The sequence below is a fragment of the Caballeronia sp. GACF4 genome, assembly GCF_023631025.1.
In the GTDB taxonomy this organism is placed as follows: Bacteria; Pseudomonadota; Gammaproteobacteria; order Burkholderiales; family Burkholderiaceae; genus Caballeronia.
On sequence record NZ_JALQDW010000004.1, the window covers coordinates 457,841 to 472,263 of the forward strand.

At 61.0% G+C, this 14,423-nt stretch carries 15 protein-coding genes; 5 read left to right on the top strand and 10 right to left on the bottom strand.

All coding sequences use genetic code 11. The features are described 5' to 3' along the window. Positions 1 to 12: 12 nt before the first annotated feature. Positions 13 to 1,212, top strand: a complete 1,200-nt coding sequence (locus tag NCR40_RS05990) for an efflux RND transporter periplasmic adaptor subunit (protein ID WP_250464612.1) — start codon at positions 13 to 15, stop codon at positions 1,210 to 1,212. Between the two features lie 23 nt (positions 1,213 to 1,235). Next, positions 1,236 to 2,729, top strand: coding sequence for an efflux transporter outer membrane subunit (locus NCR40_RS05995; RefSeq protein WP_250508972.1), 1,494 nt, complete (start codon positions 1,236 to 1,238; stop codon positions 2,727 to 2,729). Between the two features lie 135 nt (positions 2,730 to 2,864). On the opposite strand, the gene NCR40_RS06000 is transcribed toward NCR40_RS05995, so the two are convergent. The 3 genes from NCR40_RS06000 to NCR40_RS06010 all read right to left on the bottom strand — a co-directional run bounded on the left by NCR40_RS06000 (position 2,865) and on the right by NCR40_RS06010 (position 5,773). After that, positions 2,865 to 3,554, bottom strand: coding sequence for a class I SAM-dependent methyltransferase (locus tag NCR40_RS06000; RefSeq protein ID WP_250508973.1), 690 nt, complete (start codon positions 3,552 to 3,554; stop codon positions 2,865 to 2,867). 207 nt (positions 3,555 to 3,761) lie between these two features. After that, positions 3,762 to 4,382 carry a hypothetical protein gene (locus tag NCR40_RS06005; RefSeq protein WP_250492424.1) on the bottom strand — a complete coding sequence of 207 codons (621 nt, stop codon included), beginning with the start codon at positions 4,380 to 4,382 and terminating at the stop codon, positions 3,762 to 3,764. Beyond that, positions 4,379 to 5,773: a selenium-binding family protein gene (locus NCR40_RS06010; RefSeq protein WP_250508974.1), complete on the bottom strand. Its 1,395-nt coding sequence runs from the start codon at positions 5,771 to 5,773 to the stop codon at positions 4,379 to 4,381. The genes NCR40_RS06005 and NCR40_RS06010 overlap by 4 nt, the downstream gene beginning before the upstream one ends. A gap of 317 nt (positions 5,774 to 6,090) precedes the next feature. Here NCR40_RS06010 and NCR40_RS06015 point away from each other — a divergent pair, with 317 nt between their 5' ends. Further along, a complete protein-coding gene (locus NCR40_RS06015; RefSeq protein ID WP_244827846.1) occupies positions 6,091 to 6,249 on the top strand; it encodes a hypothetical protein in 159 nt (52 codons plus the stop codon). Between the two features lie 82 nt (positions 6,250 to 6,331). On the opposite strand, the gene NCR40_RS06020 is transcribed toward NCR40_RS06015, so the two are convergent. Then, entirely contained in the window at positions 6,332 to 6,652 is a 321-nt protein-coding gene (locus NCR40_RS06020; RefSeq protein WP_250508975.1) for a hypothetical protein, read from the bottom strand. Positions 6,653 to 6,774: 122 nt separating this feature from the next. Here NCR40_RS06020 and NCR40_RS06025 point away from each other — a divergent pair, with 122 nt between their 5' ends. After that, a complete protein-coding gene (locus NCR40_RS06025) occupies positions 6,775 to 7,686 on the top strand; it encodes a recombination-associated protein RdgC (protein ID WP_250508976.1) in 912 nt (303 codons plus the stop codon). On the opposite strand, the gene NCR40_RS06030 is transcribed toward NCR40_RS06025, so the two are convergent. The 5 genes from NCR40_RS06030 to NCR40_RS06050 all read right to left on the bottom strand — a co-directional run bounded on the left by NCR40_RS06030 (position 7,683) and on the right by NCR40_RS06050 (position 11,921). Continuing rightward, positions 7,683 to 8,843: a GGDEF domain-containing protein gene (locus tag NCR40_RS06030; RefSeq protein ID WP_250508977.1), complete on the bottom strand. Its 1,161-nt coding sequence runs from the start codon at positions 8,841 to 8,843 to the stop codon at positions 7,683 to 7,685. The genes NCR40_RS06025 and NCR40_RS06030 overlap by 4 nt on opposite strands. 19 nt (positions 8,844 to 8,862) lie before the next feature. Beyond that, positions 8,863 to 9,573: a hypothetical protein gene (locus NCR40_RS06035; RefSeq protein WP_250508978.1), complete on the bottom strand. Its 711-nt coding sequence runs from the start codon at positions 9,571 to 9,573 to the stop codon at positions 8,863 to 8,865. A gap of 504 nt (positions 9,574 to 10,077) precedes the next feature. Then, positions 10,078 to 10,995, bottom strand: a complete 918-nt coding sequence (locus tag NCR40_RS06040) for a YihY/virulence factor BrkB family protein (protein WP_244827851.1) — start codon at positions 10,993 to 10,995, stop codon at positions 10,078 to 10,080. Positions 10,996 to 11,074: 79 nt separating this feature from the next. Then, a complete protein-coding gene (locus NCR40_RS06045) occupies positions 11,075 to 11,245 on the bottom strand; it encodes a hypothetical protein (RefSeq protein ID WP_250464626.1) in 171 nt (56 codons plus the stop codon). 172 nt (positions 11,246 to 11,417) lie between these two features. Continuing rightward, the gene (locus NCR40_RS06050) at positions 11,418 to 11,921 is read right to left on the bottom strand and encodes a hypothetical protein (RefSeq protein ID WP_350029289.1); all 504 of its coding nucleotides are present in this window, start codon (positions 11,919 to 11,921) and stop codon (positions 11,418 to 11,420) included. 473 nt (positions 11,922 to 12,394) lie between these two features. Between NCR40_RS06050 and tehA the strand changes: the two genes are divergently transcribed. Further along, positions 12,395 to 13,384, top strand: coding sequence for a dicarboxylate transporter/tellurite-resistance protein TehA (tehA, locus tag NCR40_RS06055; RefSeq protein WP_250508979.1), 990 nt, complete (start codon positions 12,395 to 12,397; stop codon positions 13,382 to 13,384). A gap of 75 nt (positions 13,385 to 13,459) precedes the next feature. On the opposite strand, the gene NCR40_RS06060 is transcribed toward tehA, so the two are convergent. Continuing rightward, positions 13,460 to 14,398: a LysR family transcriptional regulator gene (locus NCR40_RS06060; protein ID WP_250508980.1), complete on the bottom strand. Its 939-nt coding sequence runs from the start codon at positions 14,396 to 14,398 to the stop codon at positions 13,460 to 13,462. Positions 14,399 to 14,423: the final 25 nt, after the last annotated feature.

Below are 14,423 nucleotides of genomic sequence, written 5' to 3' on the forward strand. Positions count from 1 at the left end.
TACGGAGTTCGAATGAACGAGCAGTCAAACGAACGATCGACACGCAAGCGCGGGCGCATGTGGCTCGTGATCGCGCTCGTGGTCGTCGTGTTGCTGGTGGCGCAGGGTATCTGGTCACGCCATTCCGCGCACGCGGAACTGGAACGCGATGCCGGCGAGCACAGCGTCCAGACCGTCGAAATCATCAAGCCGACGCGCATGAAGCCGACACAGGACCTCGTGCTCGCAGGCGATATCCGTGCCTTCTCCGATGCCCCGATTTTTGCGCGCACCAATGGCTATCTGAAACGCTGGACCGCGGATATCGGCACCAAGGTGCGCAAAGGACAGCTTCTTGCGGAGATCGATGCACCCGAGATCAATGATCAGTTGCGCCAGGCTCGCGCCGATGCGCAGACGGCGCGCGCCAATTATCTGTTGGCGAAGACCACCGCCGATCGTTGGGTGCAGATGGCGAAGAACAACTCGGTCTCGCGGCAGGAGACAGATGAAAAGACCGGCGACATGCTCGCCAAGGAAGCTGCGTTCAACGCCTCGCAGGCGAACGTGTCGCGACTGGAGCAGATGGTTTCGTTCCAGAAGATCTATGCACCGTTCGATGGCGTCGTGACGGCCCGCAACACCGATGTCGGCCAGTTGATCGATGCGGGCAGCGCGGGGATCGGCCGCGAGCTCTTCCATATACAAGATGCCACTACGCTGCGCGTGTTCGTCGATGTGCCGCAAGCCTATGCGCGGCTCGTGACCCCCGGCTTGCCAGCGGAACTGATCCTCAACGAAGAGCGCAATCGCAAGTTCGAGGGCGTCACGGTGCGAACGGCGGGAGCGGTCGATCCGGTTGCACGCACCATGCGTGTCGAAGTCGGCGTGAAGAATCCGAGCGGGGAATTGCTGGCAGGCGCCTATGCGCAAGTGCGCTTTCATCTCACCAACGCTAGCGCGTCGTACACGCTACCCGGCAATGCGCTGCTGTTTCGTCCGGATGGCGTGCATGCGGCGAGCGTCGATGCGAACAATCGCGTGAAGCTGCTGCCGATCACGCTTGGAACCGATTACGGCACGCGCGTTTCGATCGCAGCCGGATTGTCGGGCGATGAGCGTGTGATCGTGAATCCGCCGGATTCGATCATCGATGGAGCGGCGGTGCGTATCGGACGCGCGAACGCCACGCCTGGTGCGAGTCAACCGAAGCAGGGCGGCGAAGCATCATGAGCATGCTGCATGCAAAATGCCGAATGCCAAGTGTGACGGCGGTGCTGGCGCTAATGTTAAGCGGATGCGCGGTCGGGCCGGATTACAGCAAGCCCGACGTGGCGATGCCCGTTGCATACAAAACGGCAGAACCCGCCGATGCGCCCGTTCATGCGGACACACTGCCGCAAAACTGGAAAGCCGCGCAGCCCGCCGATGCCAGGCAACGCGCTCCCTGGTGGGAAATCTACGGCGACCCGCAATTGAACGCTCTGGAGGAACGCGTCGCGAGCGCGAACCAAACGGTGGCGGCGGCATCCGCGCGGTTTCGCGGCGCGCGGGCGGCCGTCGCGCAGGCGCGTTCGGCGTACTTTCCGACTGTCACGGCGAATGCTGCATTCAATCAGTCGCGGGCGTCGTCGAACATACTGTACAAGTCGAGCGCGGGCGTGACCGTGCCGGACTATCTGGTCGATGCGCAAATCTCGTGGGAGCCCGACTTGTGGGGCCGCATTTCCCGCGCCGTCGAAGGCGGACGTGCGGGAGCGCAGGCAAGCGCAGCCGACTTGCAAAGTGCGATCCTGTCGATGCAGGCCGAGCTTGCAAGTAACTACTTCGAGTTGCGCGGCACGGTGGAGGAAGAGCGGCTTTTAAAGGAGACGCTGCAAGCCTACGACAAGGCGCTCGTGTTGACGCGTGACCGGTTTGCAGGCGGCATCGCGGCCGAGTCCGATGTTGCGCAGGCGGAGGAGCAGTTGCGCTCGACGCAGGCGCAGTTGATCGATCTCGAAACCGCGCGCGCGAGCCTCGTGAATGCAATCGCGATTCTCGTTGGCGAGCCGCCGTCGAGTTTCACGCTCGATGTCGAGCCGCTCGATGAAGGGCATGCGCCGCGCCCATCGGCGGCACTCGCTGCGCTGCCGCTTTCCGTGCCTTCCGCGTTGCTGGAGCGACGGCCCGATATCGCGGCGGCCGAGCGCCGCGTCGCTGAGGCCAACGCACGCGTCGGCGTGGCGACGGCCGCGTTCTTTCCGAATCTGCTGCTTGCCGCTACGGGTGGCCTCGAAGCCACCAATTTCAGTTCCTGGTTGATGGCGCCAAGCCGCTTCTGGTCGCTCGGGCCGCAGCTCGCTTTCACCGCACTGGACTTCGGTGGCCGTGCCGCGGCACGCGATGCGGCACGCGCGACTTATGACGAGAGCGTCGCTGATTATCGTCAAACGGTGCTCACGGCTTTCGGGCAAGTGGAGGACAACCTCAACGCGCTGGAGGTTTTGCGCCGTGAGAGCGAAGCGCAACGCGACGCGGTCGATGCAGCGAAGCGCGCGTTATCGAAGGTTGGCAATCGCTACGAGAACGGCGCGATCACGTATCTGAACGTAGTGGTGACGCAGGCTATCGTGTTATCGGATCAACGCACTGAGGTGCGTATCGAGCGGCGGCGCATGGCGGCCAGCGTCGCGCTGATCAAGGCGCTCGGCGGCGGATGGACGACCGCCGCGTTACCAGATGCGGAAGAAGTATCGCGGCAAGAGTGAGTGCGCATTTTGCATTCAGTCTTTTGCATTCAGTCTTTTGCATGCCGAATGCAATTGCCTGGCAGAAGCGCTCGCATGTGAAACGCCGGGCCGCATTCGTCGCGTTCCCGGCGTATCGCCCAGCAGTCGAATACCTCAACCTTGCGCTTTCGGCCTGCAGATCATGAAGTATTGCGAACTCAACCACCAAGGCATATGCGGCACCGGGCTCATATGCACGGCATCGATATCGAAGCCCACGCTTACGAGATCGCGCAACTCACGGAAGTCGAAACCCTTATGCGTGATGCGCGGATTGATCGGCCGGCTTACGGACATGCCGACCATCGACTTGAGCACTTCGGAAGGCGTGTATTCCGACTTGAAGGAACGACTGCGGAGCATCCAGTTCGATACCTTCGGCGCGATTGCGAGGCCGTACATGATCGGCACCGAGATCACGAGCGCGCCGCTCGGCTTGAGAATGCGCGCGGCGTCATCGAGCAGCATGGCCAGTTCGTTGTCGTAGAGATGCTCGCAGACTTCGAAGGCGGTCAGCACGTCGACGCTTTGCGGCGTTACGTTGTTCAGCGACTCCGCATATTTGACTTCGGGAAAGGTGGGCGCCATGTACGGATCGTGACCGACGAGCGTCACGTCCGGGCGCGCTTCGCCGAGCGTGTGCAAAAAGAGTCCAGGGCCCGCACCGAAATCGACCACCGTGCCGCGTTTCGCACATAGTCCGGTCACCATATCGATCGCCATGTTCATGCGCGTTCGATGTGCATAACGCGCTAGCGGATTGCCGGATTTGACGGTTTGTTCTTCGTATGAAATTTCGCGCATCGGTGTGCTCCCCCTCGTTCGACTAGGCCATTTGTTCCTGGAATTTTCTGCGCCGCGTTCTTTTATTTTTATCGTTATGTCGGTTGATATTGCCGGGACTGACTGAGTCACGCAATCGACGACAGTAGGCCTTTAGCGCCTAACTTCTGCCGGCGTCCGCCACGTGCATCGGCCCTTGAGGCCTGTCTTGCAGCAGCGGAATCCAGACTACACGAAGAGCCACGCGCCGCATGCGATGAGGGCCACACTCCAGAGCCAATCGACGTTGACCCACCCCGTGCGTAGAAACCCGAGCCCCACACGCTCATGCACCGTCACGGCCAGCATGGAGATGACGGCAATGACGGCAAGCATCGACGCCGTGTGGATGGCGAGCGCGAGGGCGCCCGCTTCGAGCGCGCCGCCGGCAAGCTTGCCCGAGCACAGGGGCAAGAGCGCCGGCACGAGCATGAGGCCCGCGCCGTGGGCGCTCGACATCACGAACGACCACAACGCGAGGCCCGCGAGGCCCGTGCGCATGCCAACCGAAGGCCGTCCACGATGACCGCGCCACAGCCGCCATATGCCCCAGCCGATCAGCACCAGGCCTGCACCACGCGCGAGCATCTCATGTCCAAGCATGGTCCCGAGCGTAAGCGCGCCAACCAGCACGAGCCCTACCGATAACGCATGACCGAGCGCAATCGGCACGAGCGAGATCAGAACGACGCGCCTGCTATGCGCATAGAGTCCGAGCGCGACGGCAAAGAGCCAGCCCATTGCGGGATTGAGTCCATGAAAGGCGCCCAATCCCGCAGCCGTGAGCCATAACGCCGACGAGGAGGTCACGGATAGCAGAACGAATCCGACGAGCAATCGCCGCCTTGCAGCCTGATCTGATGCGGCCTGTGCCCCTTCGGCCAGTCGATGAAGAAGTTCTTGTCGGTGCTAAGGCCGCCGTTCGGATCGGCGTCGAGTTTCACCATCCAGCCGTCGATACCTTCGGGATAAAACTGCGCGTCCACCGCGCCATAAAGCGAATTGGTGAAGTAGACGCGCCGACCATCGCGACTGACTTCGACCATTTGCGGTCCGCCATTGAGTGCACCGTTTTTAGCGCCGGGATGAGTGGCGCGCGACACGATCCCACCGATGCGGACCTTACCCGTGAGCTTGGGCGAGAAGGGATCGGAGACGTCATACTGAAGCATGTCGCCCGTGCCCCAGCAGGACACGTAGAGGAAGCGATCATCCATCGAGAGATCGATGTCGGAGACGAGCGGCGGCACCGCGCCGAAGCCTTGAAGAAGCGGCGGCAGAACCGAGGCATCGGCAGGTTCCGCGGGAATGTCGATGATCTTCTTGACGGCCCACTTGTCCTTGTCGCGATACCAAGTCCATATCGACGAGGACAGATCCTTCAAGCTGATGACGCAATTCACGAAGCCGTATGCCTTGGTCGGATCGTGCGCGGGGCGCAGTTCGAACACGAGTTGATACTCGTCGCCAAAGTCGATTTCCTGAATATGCTTGCGCTTGGTGAAGTCCCAGAAATGCAGTTTTCTGCCGTATTTCGCGCCTAAAAGAAGTTCGGGTACGAGGCCGCTCTCGAAGGTATCAGGCGTGCCCCATTCGCTCGTCACCATCGTGTCGTAACCGAGATGCCACCAGCCATCGTAGGCAAGCTGTTGCGGGCCGCGGTCCACTTCCCATCGGCCTAGTGGATCGAAGCTCTGTTGATCGAGCATCAGCACGCCGCCAGGCGCTTTGCCTTCTGCATTGCCCAATGCCGTGATGTAGATGCCTCCCGGTCCGCAATGCACGGTATGCGGACGCGTATAGCCCGTTTTCTCGGCGAGTTCATCGGGCTCGATCGTGCGCACGATCTTGAGTTGCTTTGGATCGGGCTTCGTATCGACGATATGAATGCGCGACGAGCGCAGCCCCGGCACCACGAGATAACGCCTTTCCATATGCGGATGCGGCGCATTGGGGCAAAGACACGAAGAGCAGGCGTTCCAGCCGAAGTGATGCAGTTCGTCGCCGGTATCGGGCATGGCGAGTTCGCCGACGATCTTCGTGTAGTCCGGCGAATCGGGATCGACATCCACGACCGCCAGCTTGTCGGGCGTATTGCGCTCGGGGTCGAATGTCGCGACATAGGCGAGTGTTTCTCGCGGAGCCTTGGCTGCAAGGCGAGGCGAAGGATAGAAGCTCGGGTCGGGTTTCCATGTTGCCATGTTGCACGTCTCCGGTTAGCGGTCCTTGAGCGGCTCTTCTAGAGCATTCTTGCGACTCTCTTACGTCTCTTCAAGTCTCTTCATCATAGGACAAGCGTGCGCGACTCGTTTTGTCAAGCTTCGAAGTATTTGCGCAATACAAAGCAACGTGCGCTTAAGGATCGCTCGATCGCTCCAAGCTTTACCTCAGGCTGGCTTGAAAAATTCCATCGGCATGCACTGCGCCGTGAAGTTCGTTTAAGCGCATGATGCCTGGAAGCGCCGCACGCTCTCAAGCAGTGCAAGCGTCGCCCCTTGTTCCGCTAAGGAGGTTGCTTATGACCGAACCGATGATCAGCCTGATGGTGGGCATTGTCGTGCTGCTATGCGCCGCGGTGATTCTCGTGATGCATCATCGTCATCCGCATATCAACGTCCCCAAGGCACGCTGGCTCGATACACATCCGCCGCGCGACTGGATGCGTCACAGACATTAAAGCTCACAGTGTTTTAAGCACATGCGGCGCCGGCTGATTACCGGCGCTTTTTATTGCCTTGGCCTCGCTGTTACGAATCGCTTTAGCGTCTTGGCCCTTTCATCACTTCGGCTTCCATGGCGGCGTGCCATTCCTCGTTGTGCTCTATCGGGTCCATGTCTTCGTCGATGAACGCCGATGCACGCTCGGCCACGGAGCGCGTTTCCTCTTCATCGTCGATATCGGCGGTATTGTCGTCATCGCCAGGAGGGTCGAGCATGTCCTTGATCATTGCGTTGAGTTCGGGCGTATCCCACGGCTCGTTCCGCTGCTTTTTCTTCTTGATGTAATGCCGCACTTCGGCGTCCTGCTCGGTGGTCAACGGCAGCCCGCGGAAGGTGCCTTGCGCGTCCAGGTCATCCATGATCGGTGCTCCTATTGCTGAGGCATTCAAGCGTTTTTGAGCCGTTCTAGTGTAACGCGCTTCGACCTCGTGCCACGTCGTATAAAATGGCGCGCTTTTCCCGAACGCATCGATACCTCGCCATGTGGTTCAAAAACCTCCAGCTTCACCGTCTGCCCGCACCGTGGAACATCACCCCTGAAAAGCTGCAGCAGTGGCTCGCGCCACTTGGCTTCAGTGCTGCATCGAGCGTCGAGAACGAACGGCGCGGCTGGGTTTCGCCGCGCGGCGACGACTCGCTCGTCTATGCCGTCAACCGACAGATGCTCATTACGTATCGCGCCGAGAAGAAGCTCTTGCCCGCTTCGGTCGTGACGCAGTTCACTAAGGAACGCGCGCTCGAAGTGGAAGAACAGCAGGGCTTCAAACCCGGCCGCAAGCAGATGCGCGAGCTCAAGGAGCAGATCACCGACGAACTCTTGCCGCGCGCGTTCAGCATCCGGCGCGATACGCGCGTGTGGATCGACCCTGTAAATGGCTGGCTTGCAATCGACGCTGCGTCGGCGACGCTATGCGACGACATCATCGGTCTGCTCGTCAAGTCGGTGACCGATCTTCCGTTGATGAGCGTGCGCGTGGCACGGTCGCCCGTTTCCGCGATGACCGAGTGGCTCCTAACAGGCGAAGCGCCCGCGGGCTTTACGCTTGACCGCGATACCGAGCTGCGTTCTGCTGGCGAGGGCAATGCAACGGTCCGCTACGTGGGTCACGCGCTGGAAGCGGAAGACATGCGCCGTCATATCGAAGCGGGCAAGCAGTGCATGCGGCTTGCCATGACGTGGAACGACCGCGTTTCTTACGTCTTGACGCCATCGCTTACGTTGAAGCGGGTCAGCGCGCTCGACGTCATCAAGGAAGCCGCCGATCCCACCGCGACCAACGACGATGAACGCTTCGAATCCGACTTCACGCTGATGACAGGCGAACTCGCGCGCATGCTCGCCGACCTGACCGATGCGCTCGGTGGCGAGGAAGACCTTCGTGCAGCGGCCTAGATAGAAGCGGAAGCAGATGCAGCGGGTGCGAGAGAGGCGAAGGCATAGTTGTTCTTGCCGTTACGCTTGACTGTGTACATGGTGTCGTCGGCGACCGCGACGAGGCGCCAGTAGTCGCTCACCCGGTCCGGGTAGCTCGCGATGCCGATACTTGCTCGCACCAGCGAAAGACGCATCTGCATGTCGGTTTCGGTCACGCAATCGATGATCCGTTGCGCGATCGCGGCCAGCTCCTTGTCCCCGGAAAACTCGCGCACGAGCACGGCGAACTCGTCGCCGCCGATACGCGCGACGACGTCGCCACTACGCACGGTCTGGCGAAAGCGTCGCGATATCGCAATCAGGAACTCGTCGCCGATACGGTGACCGTGCGTATCGTTGACGCGCTTGAAGCCGTCGAGATCGATATACAACACGGCGATGCGTGCCGGTTCGGCGCCGTTCGCAAGGCGCGCGGCCGACTCCTCCAGCGACGCGAACAGCTTGCGTCGATTGGGCAGGCCCGTCATCGCGTCGTGCAGTGAAGCGTGTTCGAACTCATGCGACATGCCAACCAATTGTCGATTGCGTTTTGCATACATTCCGATCGCCGTGATCAACACGCCGAACACGATCGCCGATAACGCGATGAGCGTATGCGACACGCTCACGATGCGCTCGCGCAGATCGGCGCTGGCGCGGTCGCGCTCGGTGCGCCAGTAGGCATAGACGGAATCGAGCGCGCTGCTGGCCGCGCGAAAATCGGCAGCAGGCGAGAGGACGTCAGCGGGCATCGGCGGCGCGGGCATCGGGCTCGAACCGATGAGCGCGTGCAGGCTTCCGAGCCGCGCGGCAAACTCGATGCGCGCCTGGCGGTACGCAATGTGGTGCTGTGCATCGCTCGCCGGCGTGCCCAGCAGCACCACCGAGGCGCTACGCGCGGCATCGGCACGCTCGACTGCTTCGAGCACGAGCCCGATGTATTCCTGATGCAATTGCACCGAGAAAATGGTGCGGACCTGAACCGCAAGAAAGAGCAGGCCGATGAGCAGCAGCGACAATGCCACGGCTGCAAGCGGAGCTGGCCCGCGAATGCCCGCACGCCGGGCGAGCGCCTGAACGGTATTCAAAATGCGATGCGGCAGCGGCCGATCCACGGCGTCTTCATCCGCGGGCATCGGTGGCGCTGCCGATGCTTCACGGACGGGAATATTCCTCTCGCTGACCGGCTGTTGCATTGCGTCGATAACTCACTCGATGGAAGAACGCGCCCACGCGCGCGAAGAGGCCGGTGTCCGTTCTGGCGCGCGCCGCGCGCCGGCGTGCAGCCTGAGTCTGGCCGGCGCTAGCCTGGGCCGAAGCCGCGCGGTTTCCGCGCGCCGAGGCAGTTTGCGACTGAGGTCGCGTTGCGGCCACCGCGCTCGGACGTTGCACGGTCGGCGCCGCTTGCGTTGGAGCGGCGGCGATGGCGGCGGCATCCACTGTGTCCGCGCCATAGACGGCGGGTGCAGTCGTGCTCACGGACGCATCGCGAACGGAGACGGGCGCCGCTTCCACTGTGCCAACGGCTTGCGTCTGCGTTTGCACCTGTGCAGGCACCTGAGCCGCGACAAAAGTCGGTTGATCGACACCTAACGTCTGGCGTGCGCTGGACATCGCTTCAGCATAGACGCGTTGATCGTGCGAGAACCACATGCTGTAGGCGATGGTTCCCAGCACGCCGACGGCCAACGCGCCCGCCGACGCGCTCCACAAGGCGAGACGCCCAAAGCGCAATGGTGTGCGCTGCGCCACGGGCTCATCCTCCAAATCGAGCGGCGGTGTTTCCATGGCAATGACAGTGGGATCATTCGCGGGTCGTGCGTGACCCGCGATGCTCTCCTGGGGTAGTTCAGCGTGGTGAGGCATGACAGCGCTCTCCGGAACGTGATCGTCGGGCGGTGTCCAACTAGCGTTACACAACACGCTCGACACCGCCGTATAACAGTGGAATGGCGCGCGTGCGATATGAAGGCCCGCGTGGCGCACCCATTCAAACGAATGGCCCACTGGATGATGAGTACAGCCTTGAAGATCGATGGCTATGCAGCGACAGCCGACTGATCCTTCTCGCCGCAATAAAGCATGCCGAACGCCCGCGTTACCTGGCGCTCAACGATGGATGCAATTCAGTTTGCTTCGCACGATGCCCGCGTAAGGAGGGCTGGCGCCGCATTTTATAGGCGAAGTGCTTGGAGCGGCACCATGCCATCGACATTTACAGGACGTGTCGCTCGCATTTTGAATACTACCGTAGCAGAGTTCACGCCCGCGCATCGAAATGGGGAATTTAGCGCTATTTGTCGGACGAGAAAGTCAGACTTATGTGCGATAGCGCACATAAAATGCAATCGGACTATCAGGCGAATACGTTCAGCCCGTGCCAGTGTGGAACGGTTGCGGCTCGGTGGCCTGAGGCAGGCCGAAGCGCTCGAACTCGGAGATTACTTGCGCACCGAAGAGCAATAACGTGGCGAGTGCCTCCAGACTAAACAGCACGACAATCGACGTCGTCAGCGATCCGTACACCACGCTTACCTGCGAAAGCGTCGCGAAGTACCAGACGAGCACGTGGCGCGTGATTTCCCAAAGAATGGCAGCGGTCACGCTGCCTATCAACGCGAGCCGCAGTGACGGTCGTCCCACCGGCATCACGAGATAGATCGATGTAAGCACGAAAACCTCGCCCGCGAAGCCGAGCAAATACAGCAAAAGGCGCGACACGCCTTTGAGCGATATTTCGATGCCGAGGAAATAGAGGCTGTTCGTGCCCATCGCCTGAAGCCCGTTCGAGACGAAAGTCACGATCAGCATGCCGACGCCCAAGAACAGGATGTAGCAGTACGGCAGCAAGGCGGACAGGAGAAAGTGCCGACGGCGGATCGCCACGCGATGCACGAAGATCACCGACATCGCGTTCTCGAGCACGGTGAAGGCGAGCGAACTGAAGAAGATCATCGTGATGAGAAGAAGCCAACCGATGACCGCGCGATGCGTCAAAAAATTCGCGAGTTCACGCACGACTGCGCGTGCCTGTCCCGGCACGAGCCATTCGAGTAAATGGGAGAGCGTGTCGAGCAGTTCCTTCTGTCCGATGAATTTCGACAGCACGATCACGATGAGAATCAAAAGCGGCACGATCGACAAAAGCGCGTAATAAGCCACCGCGCCCGCGAGCAGCATGCCCTGATTGGCGCGAAATGCCTTGATCGTGCGCATGACGAAGCCGAACGGGTGACGTGCGACGTTCGCTACGTGCGGGCCCAGAATCGGGCCGAGTATCTTCGACATGGAGCCTCCGCGGCGCGTGGCCCACGGCGCCATGTCGTTCTGAAAAGCAAGTAATGCTCCCGTCCGTGAATACTCTTGCTCAGCCGGGACGGCGCGCCTCGCTACGGGCGGCCGCTTGCTGCGCGGCTTCTTCGAAGGCGAGGTCGAGCAGTGTATCCACGTCCTGGGCGGGCAAGTCGGCGGCATCCACGTTGCGCAGCCGGCAAAAAAGGGCAAGCGCCTCGGCGGCTGCGGCGAAGGCGTTGTTCATATCGCGGGAGTGTAGGCGTTTCTTTCTCATGCACCGCATAACGGCATGCGGATCACCTGACTTTAGCGTGTGGTGAGCGTGTCGTTGCTCGTCGGTGCAATGATGCGCGCGGTCGTAAGCCAACACGGGCGTGGTGGATATGGACCTCGCGCCGTCGATGAATTTGCTCGGCTCAACGCAGCCACTTGCGCACGTCCTGCTCCCAGTCGGGTTGTCCGCAGTTCGGCGGGTTTTCCGGGCCTAGAACGGTGATGTAGCCTTTGCTCTTCATACAGGATTCGTAGGCGCGCACCTGTGTGCAGCGGTCCGCGCCTGCCTGTCGCGACTGCGTCTTGCAGGCGTTCATCGAGTTGTCCATGCCGCTGAAGTCGGCGGGACCGTCGTTGTTGGAAGCGGGTGGGTTGGCGCTCGCGGAAAATTCGACCGGACCGGTCTGTGCGCAAGCCGAAAGGAATAGGGCGGTCGCGATTGAAAGCGCTCGGAACGGCAGACCCAGCGGGAAAGTTCTCATCTTCTCGATTCTCCAGGCGTTATCGATGTTTTGCGTGGTTGTTGTCGTGCACGTTCGAGGTGACATGGCCCGGTGCGCTGGCGTGCTTGATGGCTGTGGCGCAAAACGGGCAAAGTTGCCGGCGACGCTGATGATCAAAAAACGCTGGCATTTGGTGTTTTGCATGCGGTGCACCTAATGCCAAGGGTGTTATTCGCAGTGACGTTTGGGATGATGCCGTCGTGTCTATTATCCGCGCGGAGGTTACTGCGTGTCCCGGATCGTGACGTGATGGCTTTCTGCGTTTGACACGCGGCGGACTTGGCGCCCGCGCCTGTTTTGCCGCAGTCCCTCCTTGGTGGGATGCCGTCGGCTGCATTGTTCTTGTGAGTAGAGCGGATCTGCTTTGCGCTTGGCATTTTGCATGTGGTGCTTTGCATGCCATCCGCATCATTCGCCATCCCTGCGCCAGGACTGTGTGCAAATCTCCGGTCCAAAGACAGCCCATTTTCGCCGATACCTCTTGTCTTTGAGACGATCGAGTAGTCAATCGAGACGCTGCGACATTCGCGCAACGGCCTGACGGACCTAAGCTTTCTCCATCGACGGACACAAGAGCGCACCACGCGTTCTTACCCGCGCATTCACGGAGAAGGGCAATGGACACCAATGATCGTATGAACAAGCGTCAACCGATGCCGGTCGCTTTTTTCGGCATCGCGGTGGGCCTTCTGGCCTTGGCGGGCGCATGGCGAGCGGCGGCGCATGTCTGGGCGATTCCGGCCGTCGTGCCGCCGCTCTTGACCGCGGGCGCGCTGTCGGTTTGGCTCGCTTTGATGATCGCGTATGCACGCAAGTGGCTTGTCGAGCGCGACGCGGCCATCGCCGAGATGGCGCATCCCGTGCAGTCGTCGTTCGCCGCGCTCGCGCCTGTATCGACGTTGCTCGCGGCGCAAGCGGTGCAGACCTATTCGCGGGAGTTGGCGATCGCGTTGTTCGTCGCGGGTGTGGTGAGTCAGCTCGGCCTCGGCGCTTATCTTCATGGACGCTTCTGGCAAGGCGGCCGGAAGCCCGAACTGACGACGCCGGCCATCTATCTGCCGACCGTCGCGCCGAGTTTCGTCGCGGGAACGGCGGCAGCGAGTCTGGGTTGGACGCAGATCGGCGCGTTGTTCTTCGGGGCGGGTGTGTTCTCGTGGCTCGCGATCGAATCGATCGTGATGCATCGCGCGGCTGTACACGATCCGCTGCCCGACGCGCTGCGTCCCACGCTCGGCATCCAGCTCGCGCCGCCGGTGGTGGGAGGCGTGTCGTATCTCGCGATCACGCATGGCGTGCCGGATCTCTTCGCTGACATGCTGCTCGGCTACGGTCTGTATCAGGCAATGATGCTCACGCGGCTCCTGCCGTGGATTCGTCAGCAATCGTTCACGCCTTCGTACTGGGCGTTCAGCTTCGGCGTGGCAGCGTTGCCGACGATGGCGATCCGCATGCTGGAACGCGGCGCAGCAGGTCCGCTGCTTTGGCTGGCTCCGGCATCTTTCATCGTGGCGAACGTGGTATTTGCGAGTCTCATCGTCGGGACCGTGCTGGCCCTGTTCAAGGGTAAGCTTTTTCCGATAGTGGCGACGCACGTCAAGACAGTTTGAGACGACGAGCCTGCGAGGTGCAGGCTCGCTCAGCACCAACATGCAACTAATGGTCGGCTTTTTGAACATCCACATTCAACTGTCGACGTCGTACCGTTCTCCAAAGCTAGCTTCAAGTTTGGTCTCGACGTAATCACGCAGAAACGCTACCCAAGTCTTGATCTTCGCATCGAGGTATTGGCGCGAAGCGTACATCGCATACACCGTCATCTTTTGCAGTTCCCAGTCCGGCAGCACGCGCACCAGCGCGCCATTCGAAAGCGAGGGCAGGGCAGACAACATCGGCAAAGGCGCGATACCCAGACCATTGGCCACCGCGACGGCGAGTGCATCGGCGGAATTCACGCGAAGGCGGCCAGGCGGAAGTTCGACATCGACTTTTCCTTGCGCGCCTTCGAACGTCCATCGATCCACCGGAAAGAATGTCGTGACGAGTTGAAGGCACGCGTGCTTCGAAAGATCTTCCACGGTCATCGGCATGCCGGCCCGCCGCAAATAGTTCGGCGATGCGCACAGCACGCTCGGCATCGTGCAAATACGCGTGGAGACGAGCGCGGAGTCGGGCAGCGTCGAACTCGTGACCTGCAGGAAGACGTCGTAGCCTTCGTCGAGCATGTCCGGAACCTGCTGCGACAAGGTCAACTCGACGCGCACGAGCGGATGCTCTTCCAAATACTGAGAAAGCGCCGGCACGACATAGTGATGACCGAAAGTGATCGGCGCGTGCATGCGCAACACGCCGCTTGGCGACACTTGCGCGTCGCTGGCTTCCGCTTCAGAGAGGTCGACCAGCGAGATCACTTCCTTGCAGCGCGCCAGATAGCGATTCCCAGCATCGGTCAATGCGACGCGGCGCGTCGTGCGATTCAAAAGACGCGTGCGCAGGTGCGACTCGAGTTCGGTGATCGCGCGCGACGCTTGCGCGGTCGTAATGTCCATGTGCTGCGCGGCGACGGTAAAGCTTGCCGCCTCGGCTACCCGGACAAAGATTCGCATGCTGCGCAAGAGGTCCATTGGCCGGCATCCTTTTTATCGAGCC

Bases quoted from the DNA above. Each gene is read 5' to 3' on its own strand.
- NCR40_RS06060 (WP_250508980.1), bottom strand. From the start codon at position 14,398: ATGGACCTCTTGCGCAGCATGCGAATCTTTGTCCGGGTAGCCGAGGCG.
- NCR40_RS05990 (WP_250464612.1), top strand. From the start codon at position 13: ATGAACGAGCAGTCAAACGAACGATCGACACGCAAGCGCGGGCGCATG.
- NCR40_RS06040 (WP_244827851.1), bottom strand. From the start codon at position 10,995: ATGTCGAAGATACTCGGCCCGATTCTGGGCCCGCACGTAGCGAACGTC.
- NCR40_RS06000 (WP_250508973.1), bottom strand. From the start codon at position 3,554: ATGCGCGAAATTTCATACGAAGAACAAACCGTCAAATCCGGCAATCCG.
- NCR40_RS06010 (WP_250508974.1), bottom strand. From the start codon at position 5,773: ATGGCAACATGGAAACCCGACCCGAGCTTCTATCCTTCGCCTCGCCTT.
- NCR40_RS06030 (WP_250508977.1), bottom strand. From the start codon at position 8,843: ATGCCCGCGGATGAAGACGCCGTGGATCGGCCGCTGCCGCATCGCATT.
- NCR40_RS06020 (WP_250508975.1), bottom strand. From the start codon at position 6,652: ATGGATGACCTGGACGCGCAAGGCACCTTCCGCGGGCTGCCGTTGACC.
- tehA (WP_250508979.1), top strand. From the start codon at position 12,395: ATGGACACCAATGATCGTATGAACAAGCGTCAACCGATGCCGGTCGCT.
- NCR40_RS06035 (WP_250508978.1), bottom strand. From the start codon at position 9,573: ATGCCTCACCACGCTGAACTACCCCAGGAGAGCATCGCGGGTCACGCA.
- NCR40_RS06050 (WP_350029289.1), bottom strand. From the start codon at position 11,921: ATGCAAAACACCAAATGCCAGCGTTTTTTGATCATCAGCGTCGCCGGC.
- NCR40_RS05995 (WP_250508972.1), top strand. From the start codon at position 1,236: ATGCCAAGTGTGACGGCGGTGCTGGCGCTAATGTTAAGCGGATGCGCG.
- NCR40_RS06015 (WP_244827846.1), top strand. From the start codon at position 6,091: ATGACCGAACCGATGATCAGCCTGATGGTGGGCATTGTCGTGCTGCTA.
- NCR40_RS06025 (WP_250508976.1), top strand. From the start codon at position 6,775: ATGTGGTTCAAAAACCTCCAGCTTCACCGTCTGCCCGCACCGTGGAAC.
- NCR40_RS06045 (WP_250464626.1), bottom strand. From the start codon at position 11,245: ATGAACAACGCCTTCGCCGCAGCCGCCGAGGCGCTTGCCCTTTTTTGC.